This is a genomic window from Kitasatospora sp. NPDC001540 (assembly GCF_042894345.1).
Lineage (GTDB): Bacteria > Actinomycetota > Actinomycetes > Streptomycetales > Streptomycetaceae > Kitasatospora > Kitasatospora phosalacinea_C.
Genome location: NZ_JBIAVO010000012.1, coordinates 56949 through 72009, shown reverse-complemented (window position 1 = coordinate 72009; position 15061 = coordinate 56949). Strand labels below are relative to the sequence as shown.

Genomic DNA, 15061 nt, shown 5'->3' with positions numbered 1-15061 from the left:
CCACATGACCAGTCCCAACCCCCCGGTCGCACCCGCGGCCAAGCGGTCGCTGCGCGAGCGCATCGACCTGGAGCGGATCGGGCTCGCCCTGGCCGCCCCCGTGCTGGCGGTGCTGCTGTCGCTGATCATCGCGGGCGGCCTGCTGGCGGTCTCCGGCCGCGACCCGTTCGACGCGTTCTCCATCATGTGGAACTACGGCACCGCGTCCGACGGACAGGTCGCCGTGCTGAACAAGGCCACCGTGTACTACCTGGCCGCGGCCGCCGCCGCGTTCGGGTTCCGGATGAACCTGTTCAACATCGGCATCGAGGGCCAGTACAAGCTGGCCATGATGTTCGCCGCGTTCGTCGGCAGCCAGGTCGACCTGCCGGCCTTCCTGCAGATTCCGCTGCTGCTGGTCGTCGCGATGTGCGTCGGCGGCCTGTGGGCGTCGATCGCCGGTCTGCTGAAGGTCTACCGGGGCGTCAGCGAGGTCATCTCGACCATCATGCTGAACGCCATCGCCACCGCCGTGATCGGCGTGCTGCTGGTGCCCGGCATCTTCGCGCCGAAGACCAGCGGCACCACCAACTCGATCCAGACCGGGAAGATCTCCGACTCCAGCCACTTCTTCTCGTTCGAGACGCAGGGCGGCACCCTGTGGGGCTTCCTCGTGATCGCGGTGCTGGTCGGCGTGGTCTTCCAGTTCACCCTGAACCGCACCCGGTTCGGCTTCGACCTGCGCGCCACCGGGCGCTCGGAGAGCGCCGCCAGCGCCTCCGGCGTCAACGTCAAGCGCATGGTGATCACCTCGATCGTGGTCTCCGGCGCCCTGGCGGGCCTGGTCGGCCTGCCCGAACTCATGCAGAACACCCCGTACTTCGGGCAGAACGTGCAGACCGGCCTCGGCTTCATCGGCATCTCGGTGGCGCTGCTCGGCCGCAACACCCCGATCGGCATCGCGTTCTCCGCGCTGCTGTTCGCCTTCCTGGACGCCTCGGGCGCCCAGCTGCCCACCCGGGGCGACTACCCGTCCGAGATCATCCCGGTGATCCAGGGCACCATCGTCATCTGTGTCGTCGTGGCCTACGAACTGGTGCGCCGCTACGGCCTCAAGCGCCAGCAGCAGAAGGTCGGCGCCGAGCTCGCCGCGCAGGCTGCCGCGGCCGCCCAGAAGGAGGTCGCGGCATGAGCACCGCTGTCGCCGGCAAGCCCAAGTCGCCGGTCGCGTCCGCGAAGCGGACCAAGCTCACCTGGCCGGTGGTGCTGCTGCTGATCGCGCTCGCCCTGGTGCTGTTCGCCGCGGTCGGCGCGGCCACCGGCAACCACGGCCTGACCTCCTCCGGCCAGATCAGCGCCGCGCTGGCCTCCGCCGTTCCGATCGCGATGGCCGGTCTCGGCGGTCTGTGGTCGGAGCGCGCGGGCGTGGTCAACATCGGCCTCGAAGGCATGATGGTGGCCGGCACCTTCTGCGGCGCCTGGGGCGGCTTCCTGGTCAACCCGTGGGTCGGCCTGCTGGCCGGCATGGTCGGCGGCGCGCTCGGCGGCCTGCTGCACGCGCTGGTCACCGTCACCTTCGGCGTCGACCACATCGTCTCCGGCGTCGGCATCAACCTGCTGATCCCCGGCATCTGCGCGTACGTCAACCGGATCTACTACAAGGACTACGTGGCCGACGGCGCGGGCGCCAACCAGTCGCCGCCCTCGGACTCGCTGCCCACCTTCACCTTCCCCGGCCTGTCCGGCTGGCTGGGCGACGTCGAGCAGCACCACTGGTTCCTGGTCTCCGACCTGGCCGGGGTCGTCCGCGGCCTGGTCACCGACCTGTCGGTGGTCACCCTGATCGCCGCCGCGTTCCTGGTCGCCAGCTACTTCCTGCTCTGGCGGACCGTGTTCGGCCTGCGGCTGCGCTCCTGCGGCGAGAACCCGACCGCCGCCGAGTCGCTGGGCGTCAACGTCTACAAGTACAAGTACCTCGCGGTGATCTCCTCCGGCGCCTTCGCGGGCCTCGGCGGCGCGTACCTCTCGCTGGTCGCCGCGCACTTCTACCGGGACGGCCAGACCCAGGGCCGCGGCTTCATCGGCCTGGCCGCGATGATCTTCGGCAACTGGATGCCCGGCGGCCTGGCCGCGGGCGCGGGCCTGTTCGGCTTCACCGACAGCCTCCAGCTGCGCGACGCCGACTCGGTGCACGTGCTGCTGCTGGTGGTCGCCATCGCGATGGCGCTGCTGGCGCTCTGGCAGTTCTACCGCCGCAAGCTCACCGCCGGTGTGATCAGCACCGTCGTCGCGGGCGGCGTGGCCACCTGGTACGCCTGCACCGACGAGGTGCAGCGCCCGCTGATCGTCGCCACCCCGTACGTGATCACCCTGGTGGTGCTCGCGCTGGCCTCGCAGCGGCTGCGGATGCCGAAGGCCGACGGCCAGGTCTACCGCAAGGGGCAGGCCAAGTGACGGCGGCCGCGGCCGGGGAGGTCGACTGGGAGGCGCTGCGGGAGGCCGCCCGGGAGGCGATGCGGCACGCGTACGCGCCCTACAGCAAGTACCCGGTCGGAGCGGCGGCCCTGGTCGAGGACGGCCGCACGGTGGTCGGCTGCAACGTGGAGAACGCCTCGTACGGTCTGGGCCTGTGCGCCGAGTGCGGCCTGGTCTCCGCGCTGCACGCCTCCGGCGGCGGGCGGCTGGTCGCCTTCACCTGCGTGGACGGCGGCGGCGAGCTGCTGATGCCGTGCGGGCGCTGCCGCCAGCTGCTGTACGAGCACGGCGGGCCCGAGCTGCTGGTCGAACTGCCCTCCGGGGTGCGGCCGATGAGCGAGGTGCTACCGGACGCGTTCGGGCCGGAGAAGTTGTAGCTGATCGGTCGGTTACGCGCGTAGAGTGTCGCGGGAGGACATCCCGCGACACTCTTCGCATTTCCCCCCTTACGGCCACCTCTTCTGGAGCACGTGTAATGGACGCCATCTCCGTCATCCGGGCCAAGCGCGACCGGGGCGAGCTGACCGACCCCCAGATCGACTGGGTCATCGACGCCTACACCCGCGGCGAGGTCGCCGACGAGCAGATGTCCGCCCTCGCGATGGCCATCCTGCTCAACGGCATGACCCCCCGGGAGATCAGCCGCTGGACCGACGCGATGATCCGCTCCGGCGAGCGGATGGACTTCTCCTCGCTCGGCGTCCCCACCGCCGACAAGCACTCCACCGGCGGCGTCGGCGACAAGATCACCCTCCCGCTGGCCCCGCTGGTCGCCGCCTGCGGCGCCGCCGTCCCGCAGCTCTCCGGCCGCGGCCTCGGTCACACCGGCGGCACCCTCGACAAGCTGGAGTCGATCCCCGGCTGGCGGGCCCTGCTCTCCAACGAGGAGATGCTCGCCGTCCTGGGCTCCGCCGGTGCGGTCATCTGCGCCGCCGGGGACGGGCTCGCCCCCGCCGACAAGAAGCTCTACGCCCTGCGCGACGTCACCGGCACCGTCGAGGCGATCCCGCTGATCGCCTCCTCGATCATGTCCAAGAAGATCGCCGAAGGCACCGGCGCCCTCGTCCTGGACGTCAAGGTCGGCTCCGGCGCCTTCATGAAGAACCTCGACGACGCCCGCGAACTCGCCCGCACCATGGTCGGGTTGGGCCGCTCCGCCGGGGTCGCCACGGTCGCCCTGCTCACCGACATGTCCACCCCGCTCGGCCTCACCGCGGGCAACGCGCTCGAAGTCCGCGAGTCCGTCGAGGTGCTGGCCGGCGGCGGCCCCGCCGACGTCGTCGAACTCACCCTCGCCCTCGCCCGCGAGATGCTCGCCGCCGCGGGCGTCCACGGCAAGGACCCGGCCGACGCCCTGCGCGACGGCTCCGCCATGGACCACTGGCGCCGCATGATCGCCGCCCAGGGCGGCGACCCCGACGCCCCCCTCCCGGTCGCCCGCGAGCAGCACGTCGTCCCCGCCCCCGCCACCGGCGTCCTCACCGCCCTCGACGCCTACGCCGTCGGCGTCACCGCCTGGCGCCTCGGCGCCGGACGCGCCCGCAAGGAGGACCCCGTCCAGGCCGGCGCGGGCGTCGAACTCCACGCCAAGCCGGGCGACACCGTCACCGCCGGGCAGCCCCTGCTCACCCTGCACACCGACACCCCCGAGCGCTTCCCGTACGCCCTGGAGGCCCTGGAGGGCGCCGTCACCGTCGCCCCGGCGGGCACCGCGTTCACCCCGGCGCCGATCGTGCTGGACCGGATCGCGTAGTCGCGCACCGGCGTCCCGCGCGCGTCAGCCGTACGTGCGCAGGACGCCGGTGTCGAGGGTCCAGGGACCGACGGTGATCGTGTCGCCGAAGACGAAGTCGGTGCGGCGGGTGTAGTTCGGTTCGGAGTAGACGATGCCGGTGCCCGAGCGGGGGTCGACCAGGAGGTAGAGCGGGACGCCCATGGCGGCGTGGTCGCGGGCCCTGGTCCAGGGGTCGAACTCCAGGAAGTGCGGGGCGACGACCTCCACCACGAGGAGGGGGCCGGAGGCCGGGGCCGGGCGGACGGCGAGGTCGGGGCGGCGCAGGAGGCCCAGGGGCGGGTGCTCCAGGGGCGGGTCCAGGTCCACCCTTGCGAGGCCGGTGAGCTGCTCGGTCAGTTGACGCCGGATCGGTTCGACGACGGCGCCGTGCCGGGGGCCCGGCAGGAGCGCGAGGTGAACCATGCCGTCGGCGATCTCCGGGGCCCGCAGGTCCGGCACCGCGGGCACCAGGTCGGCGATCGCCCGCAGCGCCGGGTAGTTGTCGGTCATACCCGGACGGTAGCGGCCTGCTCGCGGCGGGCCGCGACGGCGCGGTGGGTGGCGTAGAGGGTGACGCCGGCCGCGCAGGCCATCGCGGTGAGGGCGACGGCGGCGGTGCCCGACCAGCCGGAGGAGTGGTAGGCGTCGGCGCCGAGGGTGCCGCCGAGGCTGTTGCCCAGGTAGTAGGCGATCAGGTAGAGCGCGGAGGCCTGGGCGCGGCCGGTGGTGGCGGTGCGGCCGACGGCGGAGGAGGCGGTGGCGTGGCCCGCGAAGAAGCCGGCGGTGATCAGGACCAGGCCGAGGACCGCGCAGAGCAGGGACCCGGCCAGGGAGAGCAGCAGACCGGCCGTGGTGGTGACGATCGCCAGGTAGAGGGTGCCGCGGCGGCCGCAGCGGGCGGTCAGGCGGCCCGCCGAGGCGGAGGACGCGGTGCCGACCAGGTAGACCACGAAGATCGACGCGGCCACCGACTGCGGCAGGTGGAAGGGCGCGGCGGTCAGCCGGTACCCGACGGTGTTGTAGACCGCGCCGAACACCGCCATGAACAGCATCCCCAGCGCGTACAGCCGCAGCAGCAGCGGGTTGCGCAGGTGACCGGCGACGGTCGCGGCCAGCGCCCGGGCGTCCACCGGGGCGCGGCGGAAGTTCCGGGCGCGCGGCACCAGGGCGCGGAAGGCCAGCGCCGCGAGCAGCGCCAGCGCCGCCGAGACCACCAGCCCCCAGCGCCAGCCCCAGGCGGCCGCGGCCCAGCCGGACACCAGCCGTCCGCCCATCCCGCCGATCGAGTTGCCCGCCACGTACAGCCCCATCGCGGAGGCCAGCGCCGCCGGGTGCACCTCCTCGGCGAGGTAGGCCATCGCGGTGGCGGGCAGCCCCGCCAGGGCCGCGCCCTGGAGTGCGCGCAGCACCACCAGCGTGCTGAGGTCCGGGGCGAACGGCAGGGCCACCGCGAGCAGCGCGGCGGCCAGGGTGGACGCCGTCATCACCGCGGTGCGCCCGTAGCGGTCGGACAGGGCGCTGGCCGGGAGCAGGGCGAGGGCGAGGCCGAGGGTGGCGGCCGAGGCCGTCCAACTGGCCTGGCCGGGCGTCAGGCCGAGGTCGGCGGAGAGGATCGGCAGCAGGCCCTGGGTGGAGTACAGCAGGACGAAGGTGGCCACGCCCGCCGCGAACAGGGCGAGGTTGGCGCGGCGGAAGTCCCGGCTGCCCGGGCGCAGGCGCAGGTCGGAGGGGGAGCTGGCGGGGGCGGGCGCGGACGCCTCGGTACTGGCGGGCTGCATGACGTCGACGCTAGGACCGCGCCGCCTGATGCGTCCAATGCATCAATGGGGGATCATTGATGCCGTGCCGCATGAGAGCAGTTCCGCGCCCGTCCGCCCCGCCGCCCTCGGCCCCGACGCCGATGTGACGCTCCTCGCACCGCAGTTGGCCGAGTTCGCGGCCGTCGCCCGGCTGGAGCACGTCACCCAGGCCGCGCAGCTCCTCGGCATGCCGCAGCCCACCCTCTCGCGCGCCGTCGCCCGGCTCGAAGCCGACCTCGGCGTCGACCTGCTCGCCCGCCAGGGCCGCACCGTCCGGCTCACCCGGGCCGGCCGGATCCTGCAGGACGCCGTCGAACGGGCCCTCGCCGAGGTCGAGCGGGGCGTCGAGGCCGCCCGCGCCGAGGCCGACCCGGCGGGCGGCCGGGTCGCCTTCGGCTTCCTGCACACCATGGGCACGGACGCCGTCCCCACCCTGCTGCGGGGCTTCCGGGCCGGGCACCCGCGGGTGCGCTTCCAGCTCGTGCAGGACTACGTCGCCGCGATGCTGGAACGCCTGCGCGCCGGGGAGCTCGACCTCTGCCTGGTCTCCCCGCTCCCGGACACCCCCGACCTGGTCGCCCGCCCGCTGGACGAGCAGCGGCTCCACCTCGTCGTCCCCGCCGACCACCGCCTCGCGGGCCGCCGCCGGATCCGGCTCGCCGAGGTCGCGGACGAGAGCTGGGTGACGGTCGAGGAGGGCTACGGGCTGCGCCACATCATGGAGGGCTTCTGCGCCGAGGCCGGGTTCGCCCCGCGGGTCGCCTTCGAGGGCGAGGAGGTCGAGACCCTCCGCGGCCTGGTCGCCGCGGGCCTCGGCGTCTCCCTCCTCCCGCCCGCGCTCGTCCCCCGCCCCGGCGTCGTCGAACTGGAGGTCACCGCTCCCCGCACCCGCCGCGCGATCGGCCTCGCCTGGCACGCCACCCGCCCGCTCACGCCTCCGGCGGCGGCCTTCCGCGACTTCGTGCTCTCGCGGCGGGGGAGCATCGTGGCGCACGACTGAGGGGTTCGGCTGCGCGGGACGGGGGAGTTCGGCGTGGTGGTAGGCAATCTACGCGCGTAGGGGCTATGCTCCGGCAATGGAGAAGCAGATCACTGCGATCGCGGGCACCACGGCCCCGCGCGTGCCCACGTCCGACCAGATCGCCCGCGCCCCGAAGGTGCTGCTGCACGACCACCTGGACGGTGGGCTGCGGCCGGAGACGGTCGTCGAACTCGCCGCCGACTGCGGCTACCAGGGCCTGCCGACCACCGACCCGAAGGAGCTCGGGGAGTGGTTCCGGGCGGCGGCCGACTCCGGTTCGCTGGAGCGGTACCTGGAGACCTTCGCGCACACCTGCGCGGTGATGCAGACCCGGGCGGCGCTGGTGCGGGTCGCGGCGGACTGCGCCGAGGACCTGGCCGCCGACGGGGTGGTGTACGCCGAGGTGCGGTACGCGCCGGAGCAGCACCTGGAGGGCGGGCTGAGCCTGGACGAGGTGGTGGAGGCCGTCAACGAGGGCTTCCGGCTGGGCGAGGCGAACGCCCGGGCGCGCGGGCACCGGATCCGGGTCGGGACGCTGCTGACCGCGATGCGGCACGCCGCCCGCTCGCAGGAGATCGCCGAGCTGGCGAACCGGCACCGGGACCGCGGCGTGGTCGGGTTCGACATCGCGGGCGCCGAGGCGGGCCACCCGCCGACCCGGCACCAGGCCGCGTTCGACTACCTCAAGGGCGAGAACAACCACTTCACCATCCACGCGGGCGAGGCCTTCGGCCTGCCGTCGATCTGGGAGGCGCTGCAGTGCTGCGGCGCGGACCGGCTCGGCCACGGCGTACGGATCGTGGACGACATCACCGTCGGCGCGGACGGCCGGGTCGAGCTGGGCCGGCTGGCCGCGTACGTGCGGGACAAGCGGATCCCGCTGGAGATGTGCCCGACCTCGAACCTGCAGACCGGCGCGGCGGCCTCGTACGCGGAGCACCCGATCGGGCTGCTGGCCCGGCTGAAGTTCCGGGTCACCGTCAACACCGACAACCGGCTGATGAGCGGCACCTCGATGAGCCGCGAGTTCGCGCACCTGGTGGACGCGTTCGACTACACCCTGGCGGACCTGGAGTGGTTCACCGTCAACGCGATGAAGTCGGCGTTCCTGCCGTTCGACGAGCGGCTGGCGATGATCAACGACGTGATCAAGCCGGGGTACGCCGAGCTGAAGGCGGAGTGGCTGTTCGGCCCGCGGGACTAGCGGCGGCGGCCGCCGGGCGCGGTTCCGGCGTCCACGGAGATGGTCTGACTTATCACTCTCCGGAGTGGTCGGGCTTTGAGCGGTGCATGGTTCGCTCACTACGGTGGGCCGGTCACTGCTGACTCGGTGTGACGGCGACGTCCCCGATCCCTCGGGCGTCCGCCGGTGCACCGGCCCGACCAGGACTGAGGACGCACACATGAAGCAGGCCACTCTCAAGGCCGCCGGTACCGCCGCGCTCGGCGTCGCCTTCGCCGCGGTCGCCGCGGGCTCCGCCGCCGCCGCGCCGGTCGCTCCCGGCGGCCTCGGACTGCCGACCAGCGCGCTCACCAACCCCGGTGTGACCGGTGCGGCCACCGGCGCGGTGAGCAAGCTCCCCGGCGGCGACCAGCTCGGCACCGTGACCGGCACCCTCAACCCGGCCGCCGGTGCCCCGGCCGCCGCCCCCGCCCCCGCCGAGGAGCAGGCCCCGCCGGTCGCCGAGCAGACCGGCCCGGGCGGCGTGGACCAGGAGCGGGGCGCCCCCGCCGCGCAGTCCGCCGCGGCCAACCGGGTCGGCGGGCTGGACTCCGTCCCCGGCGGCCAGGGCCTGGCCAAGACCCCGGTCGGCGGCGTGGTCGGCACCCTGACCAGCCTCTCCCCGACCGGTGGCGGCGCCCCGGGCCTGCCCAGCCTGCCGGGCCTGGGCGGCTGACCCGGCGGTAGGCGTGCCGGAGGGGTCGTTCCCGCGTGCGGGAACGGCCCCTCCGGCGTGCCCGGGGGCGGGGGTCAGAGCCGCCGGCCGAACCGGTCCGGCAGGCCGCGGGTCCACTCCCGCAGGTCGGGGTGCCCGTTCGCGGCGACGCGCTCCAACGCCCCGGCGAACTCCCGGCGTTCGGCGGCGTCCATCCCGTCCAGGGTGTCGCCGATCTCCTCCAGGGTCTTCAGCGCGATCCGGGGCTCCAGGCCGTCCGGGGCGCGGAGGGCGTCCTCCAGGGTGGCGACGGCCGTGCACAGCGCGCGCAGGACGTGGTCGGCGGTCATCGGTGCGGGGCCTCCTCGGATCGGGGCGCCCATGCTACGGGCGGTGGCTCACGCCTCCTGCGGGAGCAGCAGCCACAGCGCCAGGTAGACCAGGCACTGCGGGCCGGGCAGCAGGCAGGACACCAGGAAGATGACGCGGACCGTCCACGGGGTGAGGCCGAAGCGCTTGGCGAGGCCGGCGCAGACACCGGCGATGACGCGGTTGTGACGAGGACGGGCGAGGCTGCTCATCGTCTCCTCCGGGGGAGTGTGCCCGGTGCGGTCCGTCCGCCCGGTGATGTCTCCATCCTGCCGTCGCGACCTGCGACTTCACGTCCCCCGCGAAGCCGATCCGGACCCTGGCCCGCTCCCCGGGCGGGGGGACGCCGGACTCGGGGTCGGCTCCGGGGTCACCCCGAGTTTGGGCCGGCCGGCGGGACGATCAAGCGGAGGTAAAGAGGGCGGAGGCGGCGCGGGGGGCGGCCCCGCCCGCTGGGAGACTCGCGCGTCCGATCGTCCTGGAAGCGTGGGGGGACCCTGATGCGTGCGAACCGGCTGCTGGCCGTCACCGTGCTCTCCGTCCTCGGTGTCACCGGCCTGACGGCCTGCGACTCGGGCGGGGGCGACGGCAAGGAGGGCGACGCCGCGCCCGCTGCCGCCGGGACCGCCGCTGCCGCGTCCGTGGCGGGCGGTGGTCTGGAGGCGCTGTCGCCCGAGCAGGTCATGGCCGAGGTGCGGGCCGCGAGCGGGAAGCTCACCAGCGTCAAGGTGACCTACGGCGGGACGGGCAGCGTCACCGGCGCGGTCTCCTCCGACACCTCCGGCAACTGCACGGGCTCCCTCCACCTCAAGGACAAGGGCGGGTTCGAGATCGTGCGCACCGGCGGCACGACCTGGTTCAAGCCGGACGCCGAGTTCGCCGGGACCCTGACCCCCGGCACCGGCTCCGCCGTGGTCGGCAAGTGGGTGGTCGGCGCCCGGACGTCCGCCGGCTCCTTCGGCGACTTCTGCGACCTCGCCCTGTCGACGCCGAAGCAGTCCGGGCTGAACGACGACGGGACGCCGGAGAGCGGCATCACCATGGGCGGCACCCGGCAGGTCGACGGCGTCGAGGCGGTCGTCCTGGAGGTGCGGAGCGCCAAGCACACCGGCCTGCCGCTGGAGGCCGTCGTGGCCGATCAGGGCGAGCCCTACCTGCTGTCGGTGAGCAGCGGGGGCAGCAGCCTGCGGTACGGCGATTTCAACGTGCCGGTGCAGGTCACCGCCCCGCCGGCCGACCAGGTCGTCGACCCGGCGTCGCTCGGGGCCGCCGCCGAGAGCTGACCGCTCAGCCGCGCGGCGCGGCCGTCGAGCCGAGCACCGACAGCGCGGGGGCCGGGACGGGGCGCGGGCGCGTGCCCTCCCGGCCCCCGGGGCGTTCCGCGGGTTCCGGGGCCGGGGTGGTGGCGGGGGTCGCCCGGCGGCGTTCCAGGGCGCGCAGGGGCGGTACCAGCAGCAGGTGGGTCAGCGCGGCGCCCGCGGTGCCGAGCAGGATGTCGTCCACGTCCAGGACGTGGCCGGGCGCCCAGCCCTCCAGGATCTCCAGCGCGGTGCCGAGCAGCGCGGCCGCGGCGGTGGTGCGCAGGAAGGACGGCAGCCAGGACCGCCGCGGCGAACCCACCGCCAGCGGCAGCAGCACCCCGATCGGGGCCAGCGTCAGCAGCCCCGGGCCGAGTCGCCGGACGGCGGCCGCGCCGCCGAGGGACAGCGCCTGGTGCACCGAGGCGAGCGGGGTGAGGTTGGGCGGGCTGGTCCAGGCGACGGGCACCGGGCGCAGGCTCAGCCAGCCGAGCAGCAGCAGGTGGAGCCCCAGCAGCACCCGGGACGCCGCCCGCCACCGGTACGGCACCGCCCGCCCGTCCGTCGGAGGGGAGGTCGTGCGGTCGGCTGTGGCGTGGTCGCTCGGTGCGGTGGTGGGCACACTGCGGGGGACGCAGCTTCCGTCCGGGGCGGTTCCCGGGTCCCTCGTTCGGCGGACCGGCGGGCCCCGTCAGGGGTCCTCGGGGCGGGGCCCGCCGGTCTCAGCCGCAGTGGTCCGGGGCCGGGGAGGGGGCGACGAAGGCCTCGGCCGGGGAGACGGAGGCGGAGGCGGACGGGGAGGCGGCGGAGGTGGAGGCGGAGGTGGAGGCCGGGGGTTTGCCGGGGGCGGCGCCCGGGGTCGCGGCGGGGGCGGGGGTGCCCGGGGCCCTGGGGGCGAGGAGTTCGCTGGGGCAGGCGGTGCGGCTGGCCGGGGCTCCGGCGTCGACCGGGACCTCGGTGGGGCGGATGCCGCAGCCGGTCAGCAGGGCGGGGGCGAGCAGGCCGCCGGCCAGCAGGGCCAGCGGGCGGAACCGGCGGGTGCCCGGGCGGGTGGTGTTCAGGCGGGGGCTCATCGGGCCTCCTCCGGGCCGGGGGCGGGCGGTTGGGCGAGCGGGAGGGTCAGGGTGAAGACCGCGCCGACGCCGTCCGGGTTGTTGGCGGCGGTGATGGTGCCGCCGTGGATGCGGGCGTTGGCCTCGGCGATGGACAGGCCCAGGCCGCTGCCCTCGGAGCGGGCCCGGCCCTTGTCGGCCTTGTAGAAGCGGTCGAAGACGTGCGGCAGCACGTCCTCCGGGATGCCGGGGCCGCCGTCGGAGACCGAGACGACGACGGTGTGCGCCTCGTCGTCCTGCCGGACCTTCACCCGGACCGGGGAGCCGCCGTGCTTGAGCGCGTTGCCGATCAGGTTGGCGAAGACCACGTCCAGCCGACGGGGGTCGACCACGGCCAGGATGCCGCGCGGGGCGTCGAGTTCGACGGCGTCGTACCAGGCGCGGCCGTCGATGCAGGACATGATCAGGTCGGCCATGTCGACCTCGTCGGCGACCAGCTTGGCGGTGCCCGCGTCGAAGCGGGTGACCTCCATCAGGTTCTCCACCAGGTCGGACAGCCGCCGGGTCTCGGAGACCACGAGCCGCACCGCCGGTTCGATCATCGGGTCGAGGAGGTCGGCCTCGTCCTCCAGGATGTCGGTGACGGCGGTCATCGCGGTCAGCGGGGTGCGCAGTTCGTGCGACATGTCGGCGACGAAGCGCCGGGACTGCGCCTCGCGCGCGCTCAGCTCCGCGACCTGCTCCGACAGCGACTCCGCGGTCCGGTTGAACGTCCGCGCCAGTTCGGCGAGTTCGTCGTTGCCCTCGACGTCGAGCCGGGTGTCGAGCTCGCCCTCGCCCAGCCGCCGGGCGGCGTCCCCGAGGCGGCGCACCGGCCGCAGCACGGTCGCCGAGGCGGCCTGGGCCAGCAGCGCCGAGCCGACCAGGGCGAGCAGGGTGGCGATGGCCAGCGACCAGCCGAGGGTGTTCAGGTCGGCGCGCTCGTTCTGCAGCGACTTGAACACGTACGCGGTCGGCCCGCCCGGCACCACCTTCGTCCCGCCGACCACGTACGGCCCGGCGAGGTTCACCCGCTGCCAGTACAGGTGGTACTCGTACGGGTTGCCGGGGCCGGTCTCGCGCGGCTTGTTCACCGCGGTGAGCAGGGCCGCGGGCACCTGGCGGACGGTGAAGGCGATCGGGTCGGAGGAGGCGGTGCAGCCGGGCACCGAGTCGTCGACCACCACCACGTCGTAGGCCAGCCCGGAGCTGGCGACCTGGGTCGCGAGCGCGGTCAGGTCCTGGCAGGTGGGCTGCAGCGGCAGTTGCGAGACGTTCCGGGTCAGCGACCCCCGGAAGTCGTTCAGGGCGGTGTCCTGGGCGCGCTTGAGCACCGCGTCGCGGTTCAGCCAGTAGGCGATGCCGGACGCGGAGACGGCGGTCACCAGCGCGACCGCGGCGAACACCGCGATCAGCCGGACCCGCAGCGAACTGAGCCGCCGCCAGGACGCCGAACGAACCCGGCGCGGCGCGGTCTGAAGGTCGGTCAAAAAACTCTCACTGCTCGGAGGGGAGGGGTCACACGGGCGGGTCGAGACGGTACCCGACGCCCCGGACGGTGCGGATCAGGGTCGGTGCCGAGGGCACGTCCTCGACCTTCGCCCGCAGCCGCTGGACGCAGGCGTCCACCAGCCGGGAGTCGCCCAGGTAGTCGTGCTCCCACACCAGCCGCAGCAACTGCTGGCGGGACAGCGCCTGGCCGGGGCGGCGGCTGAGCTCCAGCAGCAGCCGCAGCTCGGTCGGGGTCAGCTGCAGGTCCTGCCCGTCCTTGGTGACGGTCATCGCCGAGCGGTCGATCACCAGGCCGCCGTACGCCGCCGAGTCCGAGCTCTCCCGCTCGCCGCGGCGCAGCACCGCCCGGATCCGGGCGTCCAGCACCCGCGGCTGCACCGGCTTGACCACGTAGTCGTCGGCGCCGGACTCCAGGCCCACCACCACGTCGATGTCGTCGGAGCGGGCGGTCAGCAGGATGATCGGCAGTTGGTCGGTGCGCCGGATGCGGCGGCACACCTCGAAGCCGTCGATGCCGGGCAGCATCACGTCCAGCACGATCAGGTCCGGGCGCTGCTCCTTGAACAGGCGCAGGCCGTCCTCGCCGGACGCGGCGGCGGCCACCCGGTGACCCTGGCGGGTGAGGGCGAGTTCGAGGCCGGTGCGAATGGCGTCGTCGTCCTCGATCAGAAGCAGGAAAGACACGGGGGTCATTGTGTCCCACCCGGCCACCGGAAGCACCCACCCGGGTGACCTCCGGGGCACCGGGAACCGGAGGGCACCGCTCCGGCGTCCGCAACCGAGGAGCACCCGTGTGCCCCGGAGCGGCCGCTCCTGTGACAGCTCTGTGACAGTCGACGGACACCGCCATGACGCGCGGACGGCAGGATTTTCCCTGTCGCCGCGAGACGCCCCGGAACACCGCCGGAGCCGACGCGGCGAGGAACCGCTCGTACCGACCATGGGGGTGCCCGATGACCGCAACGCTGACGACCCGAAACGCCGGGCCGCGTTCCGCCGTCCTCGGCACCAACCGGCCGCGTCACGAGGAGGAGAACGCCGGCGCCGTGCTCGTACGGGGGTGCGCGCACAACGCCGGAACCCGCCGCCCGGTCGTGGGGACCAGGAGCGGGGACACCACCCACGGCCGGTTGGGGAACCAGGCCGGGGGCCGGACGCTGCGGCTCGCGCCGCAGACCTTCCGGGGTGAGCAGGCCGACCAGGGAGGCGCGCAGGGGGAGCACCCGGCCGCCGCGACGGACGAGGCGCGCGACATCGCCGAGTTCACCGCGTACGTGCGCGAGCGCCGCGCCTCCCTGTACGCCACCGCCTACCACCTGACCGGCGACCGGTACGAGGCCGAGGACCTGCTGCAGAGCGCCCTCTTCTCCACCTACCGCGCCTGGGGCCGGATCACCGACAAGGCCGCCGTCGGCGGGTACCTCCGCCGCACCATGACCAACCTGCACATCTCCGCCTGGCGCCGCCGCAAGGTCAACGAGTACCCGACCGAGGAGCTCCCCGAGCACGCCGGCGACACCGACGCGATGGGCGGCACCGAGCTGCGCGCCGTGCTCTGGCAGGCGCTGGCCAAGCTGCCCGAGAACCAGCGCACCATGCTCGTGCTGCGCTACTACGAGGGCCGCACCGACCCGGAGATCGCCGACATCCTCGGCATCAGCGTCGGCACCGTGAAGAGCTCCATCTGGCGCGCGCTGCGCCGGATGCGCGAGGACGAGCAGCTCAACCGCTCCGGCGACACCGTGCACGCCTTCGGCGAGCTGGTCGCCTGACGCGGGACAGGACTCCCGTCGGGGGACGGGCAGTGGGGGGAAAGAGGGGGAAAGGGCACGGGACGCGGCGGCCGACTCGGGGGAGACGGCCGCG

Annotated in this window: 17 protein-coding genes; 9 read left to right on the top strand and 8 right to left on the bottom strand. The window is 74.2% G+C overall.

Annotated features, from left to right (window positions below; genetic code table 11):
* Positions 1 to 4 precede the first annotated feature (4 nt).
* The 4 genes from ACFY00_RS16850 to ACFY00_RS16835 all read left to right on the top strand — a co-directional run bounded on the left by ACFY00_RS16850 (position 5) and on the right by ACFY00_RS16835 (position 4207).
* Positions 5 to 1171, top strand: coding sequence for an ABC transporter permease (locus ACFY00_RS16850; protein ID WP_388032105.1), 1167 nt, complete (start codon positions 5 to 7; stop codon positions 1169 to 1171).
* On the top strand, positions 1168 to 2433 hold the full coding sequence (locus tag ACFY00_RS16845; protein ID WP_388032103.1) for an ABC transporter permease: 1266 nt from the start codon (positions 1168 to 1170) through the stop codon (positions 2431 to 2433). Before ACFY00_RS16850 ends, ACFY00_RS16845 begins: the two co-directional genes overlap by 4 nt.
* The gene (locus tag ACFY00_RS16840) at positions 2430 to 2831 is read left to right on the top strand and encodes a cytidine deaminase (protein ID WP_388032101.1); all 402 of its coding nucleotides are present in this window, start codon (positions 2430 to 2432) and stop codon (positions 2829 to 2831) included. Before ACFY00_RS16845 ends, ACFY00_RS16840 begins: the two co-directional genes overlap by 4 nt.
* Positions 2832 to 2929: 98 nt before the next feature.
* The gene (locus tag ACFY00_RS16835) at positions 2930 to 4207 is read left to right on the top strand and encodes a thymidine phosphorylase (protein WP_388032098.1); all 1278 of its coding nucleotides are present in this window, start codon (positions 2930 to 2932) and stop codon (positions 4205 to 4207) included.
* 24 nt (positions 4208 to 4231) lie between these two features.
* On the opposite strand, the gene ACFY00_RS16830 is transcribed toward ACFY00_RS16835, so the two are convergent.
* Positions 4232 to 4738 carry a Uma2 family endonuclease gene (locus ACFY00_RS16830; RefSeq protein WP_388032096.1) on the bottom strand — a complete coding sequence of 169 codons (507 nt, stop codon included), beginning with the start codon at positions 4736 to 4738 and terminating at the stop codon, positions 4232 to 4234.
* The gene (locus ACFY00_RS16825) at positions 4735 to 6006 is read right to left on the bottom strand and encodes an MFS transporter (protein ID WP_388032094.1); all 1272 of its coding nucleotides are present in this window, start codon (positions 6004 to 6006) and stop codon (positions 4735 to 4737) included. Before ACFY00_RS16825 ends, ACFY00_RS16830 begins: the two co-directional genes overlap by 4 nt.
* A 64-nt stretch (positions 6007 to 6070) precedes the next feature.
* Between ACFY00_RS16825 and ACFY00_RS16820 the strand changes: the two genes are divergently transcribed.
* The 3 genes from ACFY00_RS16820 to ACFY00_RS16810 all read left to right on the top strand — a co-directional run bounded on the left by ACFY00_RS16820 (position 6071) and on the right by ACFY00_RS16810 (position 8946).
* On the top strand, positions 6071 to 7027 hold the full coding sequence (locus tag ACFY00_RS16820) for a LysR family transcriptional regulator (protein ID WP_388032092.1): 957 nt from the start codon (positions 6071 to 6073) through the stop codon (positions 7025 to 7027).
* Between the two features lie 76 nt (positions 7028 to 7103).
* A complete protein-coding gene (locus tag ACFY00_RS16815; RefSeq protein ID WP_388032090.1) occupies positions 7104 to 8252 on the top strand; it encodes an adenosine deaminase in 1149 nt (382 codons plus the stop codon).
* A gap of 199 nt (positions 8253 to 8451) precedes the next feature.
* The gene (locus ACFY00_RS16810; protein ID WP_388032087.1) at positions 8452 to 8946 is read left to right on the top strand and encodes a hypothetical protein; all 495 of its coding nucleotides are present in this window, start codon (positions 8452 to 8454) and stop codon (positions 8944 to 8946) included.
* 74 nt (positions 8947 to 9020) lie between these two features.
* Here ACFY00_RS16810 and ACFY00_RS16805 read toward each other — a convergent pair whose 3' ends face one another.
* Both ACFY00_RS16805 and ACFY00_RS16800 read right to left on the bottom strand, forming a co-directional pair.
* Positions 9021 to 9275 (bottom strand): hypothetical protein, encoded by a 255-nt coding sequence (locus ACFY00_RS16805; RefSeq protein WP_388032085.1) that lies wholly within the window; start codon positions 9273 to 9275, stop codon positions 9021 to 9023.
* Positions 9276 to 9323: 48 nt separating this feature from the next.
* The gene (locus ACFY00_RS16800) at positions 9324 to 9506 is read right to left on the bottom strand and encodes a PspC domain-containing protein (protein WP_388032083.1); all 183 of its coding nucleotides are present in this window, start codon (positions 9504 to 9506) and stop codon (positions 9324 to 9326) included.
* Between the two features lie 288 nt (positions 9507 to 9794).
* On the opposite strand from ACFY00_RS16800, the gene ACFY00_RS16795 reads away from it, so the two are divergent.
* The gene (locus ACFY00_RS16795; RefSeq protein ID WP_388032081.1) at positions 9795 to 10577 is read left to right on the top strand and encodes a hypothetical protein; all 783 of its coding nucleotides are present in this window, start codon (positions 9795 to 9797) and stop codon (positions 10575 to 10577) included.
* 4 nt (positions 10578 to 10581) lie between these two features.
* Here the strand turns inward: ACFY00_RS16795 and ACFY00_RS16790 are convergent, their stop codons facing one another.
* The 4 genes from ACFY00_RS16790 to ACFY00_RS16775 form a co-directional block, all read right to left on the bottom strand.
* Positions 10582 to 11142: a VanZ family protein gene (locus tag ACFY00_RS16790; RefSeq protein WP_388032078.1), complete on the bottom strand. Its 561-nt coding sequence runs from the start codon at positions 11140 to 11142 to the stop codon at positions 10582 to 10584.
* Positions 11143 to 11314: 172 nt separating this feature from the next.
* A complete protein-coding gene (locus ACFY00_RS16785) occupies positions 11315 to 11665 on the bottom strand; it encodes a hypothetical protein (RefSeq protein WP_388032076.1) in 351 nt (116 codons plus the stop codon).
* On the bottom strand, positions 11662 to 13173 hold the full coding sequence (locus ACFY00_RS16780; protein ID WP_388032074.1) for an ATP-binding protein: 1512 nt from the start codon (positions 13171 to 13173) through the stop codon (positions 11662 to 11664). The genes ACFY00_RS16785 and ACFY00_RS16780 overlap by 4 nt, the downstream gene beginning before the upstream one ends.
* A gap of 28 nt (positions 13174 to 13201) precedes the next feature.
* Entirely contained in the window at positions 13202 to 13888 is a 687-nt protein-coding gene (locus ACFY00_RS16775) for a response regulator transcription factor (protein WP_030905207.1), read from the bottom strand.
* Between the two features lie 272 nt (positions 13889 to 14160).
* Between ACFY00_RS16775 and ACFY00_RS16770 the strand changes: the two genes are divergently transcribed.
* Positions 14161 to 14967, top strand: a complete 807-nt coding sequence (locus ACFY00_RS16770) for a SigE family RNA polymerase sigma factor (RefSeq protein ID WP_388032298.1) — start codon at positions 14161 to 14163, stop codon at positions 14965 to 14967.
* Positions 14968 to 15061: the final 94 nt, after the last annotated feature.

Excerpts from the sequence above, each read along its gene's own strand:
- ACFY00_RS16850 (WP_388032105.1), top strand. The coding sequence starts at position 5 with ATGACCAGTCCCAACCCCCCGGTCGCACCCGCGGCCAAGCGGTCGCTG.
- ACFY00_RS16845 (WP_388032103.1), top strand. The coding sequence starts at position 1,168 with ATGAGCACCGCTGTCGCCGGCAAGCCCAAGTCGCCGGTCGCGTCCGCG.
- ACFY00_RS16835 (WP_388032098.1), top strand. The coding sequence starts at position 2,930 with ATGGACGCCATCTCCGTCATCCGGGCCAAGCGCGACCGGGGCGAGCTG.
- ACFY00_RS16830 (WP_388032096.1), bottom strand. The coding sequence starts at position 4,738 with ATGACCGACAACTACCCGGCGCTGCGGGCGATCGCCGACCTGGTGCCC.
- ACFY00_RS16825 (WP_388032094.1), bottom strand. The coding sequence starts at position 6,006 with ATGCAGCCCGCCAGTACCGAGGCGTCCGCGCCCGCCCCCGCCAGCTCC.
- ACFY00_RS16815 (WP_388032090.1), top strand. The coding sequence starts at position 7,104 with ATGGAGAAGCAGATCACTGCGATCGCGGGCACCACGGCCCCGCGCGTG.
- ACFY00_RS16810 (WP_388032087.1), top strand. The coding sequence starts at position 8,452 with ATGAAGCAGGCCACTCTCAAGGCCGCCGGTACCGCCGCGCTCGGCGTC.
- ACFY00_RS16805 (WP_388032085.1), bottom strand. The coding sequence starts at position 9,275 with ATGACCGCCGACCACGTCCTGCGCGCGCTGTGCACGGCCGTCGCCACC.
- ACFY00_RS16800 (WP_388032083.1), bottom strand. The coding sequence starts at position 9,506 with ATGAGCAGCCTCGCCCGTCCTCGTCACAACCGCGTCATCGCCGGTGTC.
- ACFY00_RS16795 (WP_388032081.1), top strand. The coding sequence starts at position 9,795 with ATGCGTGCGAACCGGCTGCTGGCCGTCACCGTGCTCTCCGTCCTCGGT.
- ACFY00_RS16785 (WP_388032076.1), bottom strand. The coding sequence starts at position 11,665 with ATGAGCCCCCGCCTGAACACCACCCGCCCGGGCACCCGCCGGTTCCGC.
- ACFY00_RS16775 (WP_030905207.1), bottom strand. The coding sequence starts at position 13,888 with ATGACCCCCGTGTCTTTCCTGCTTCTGATCGAGGACGACGACGCCATT.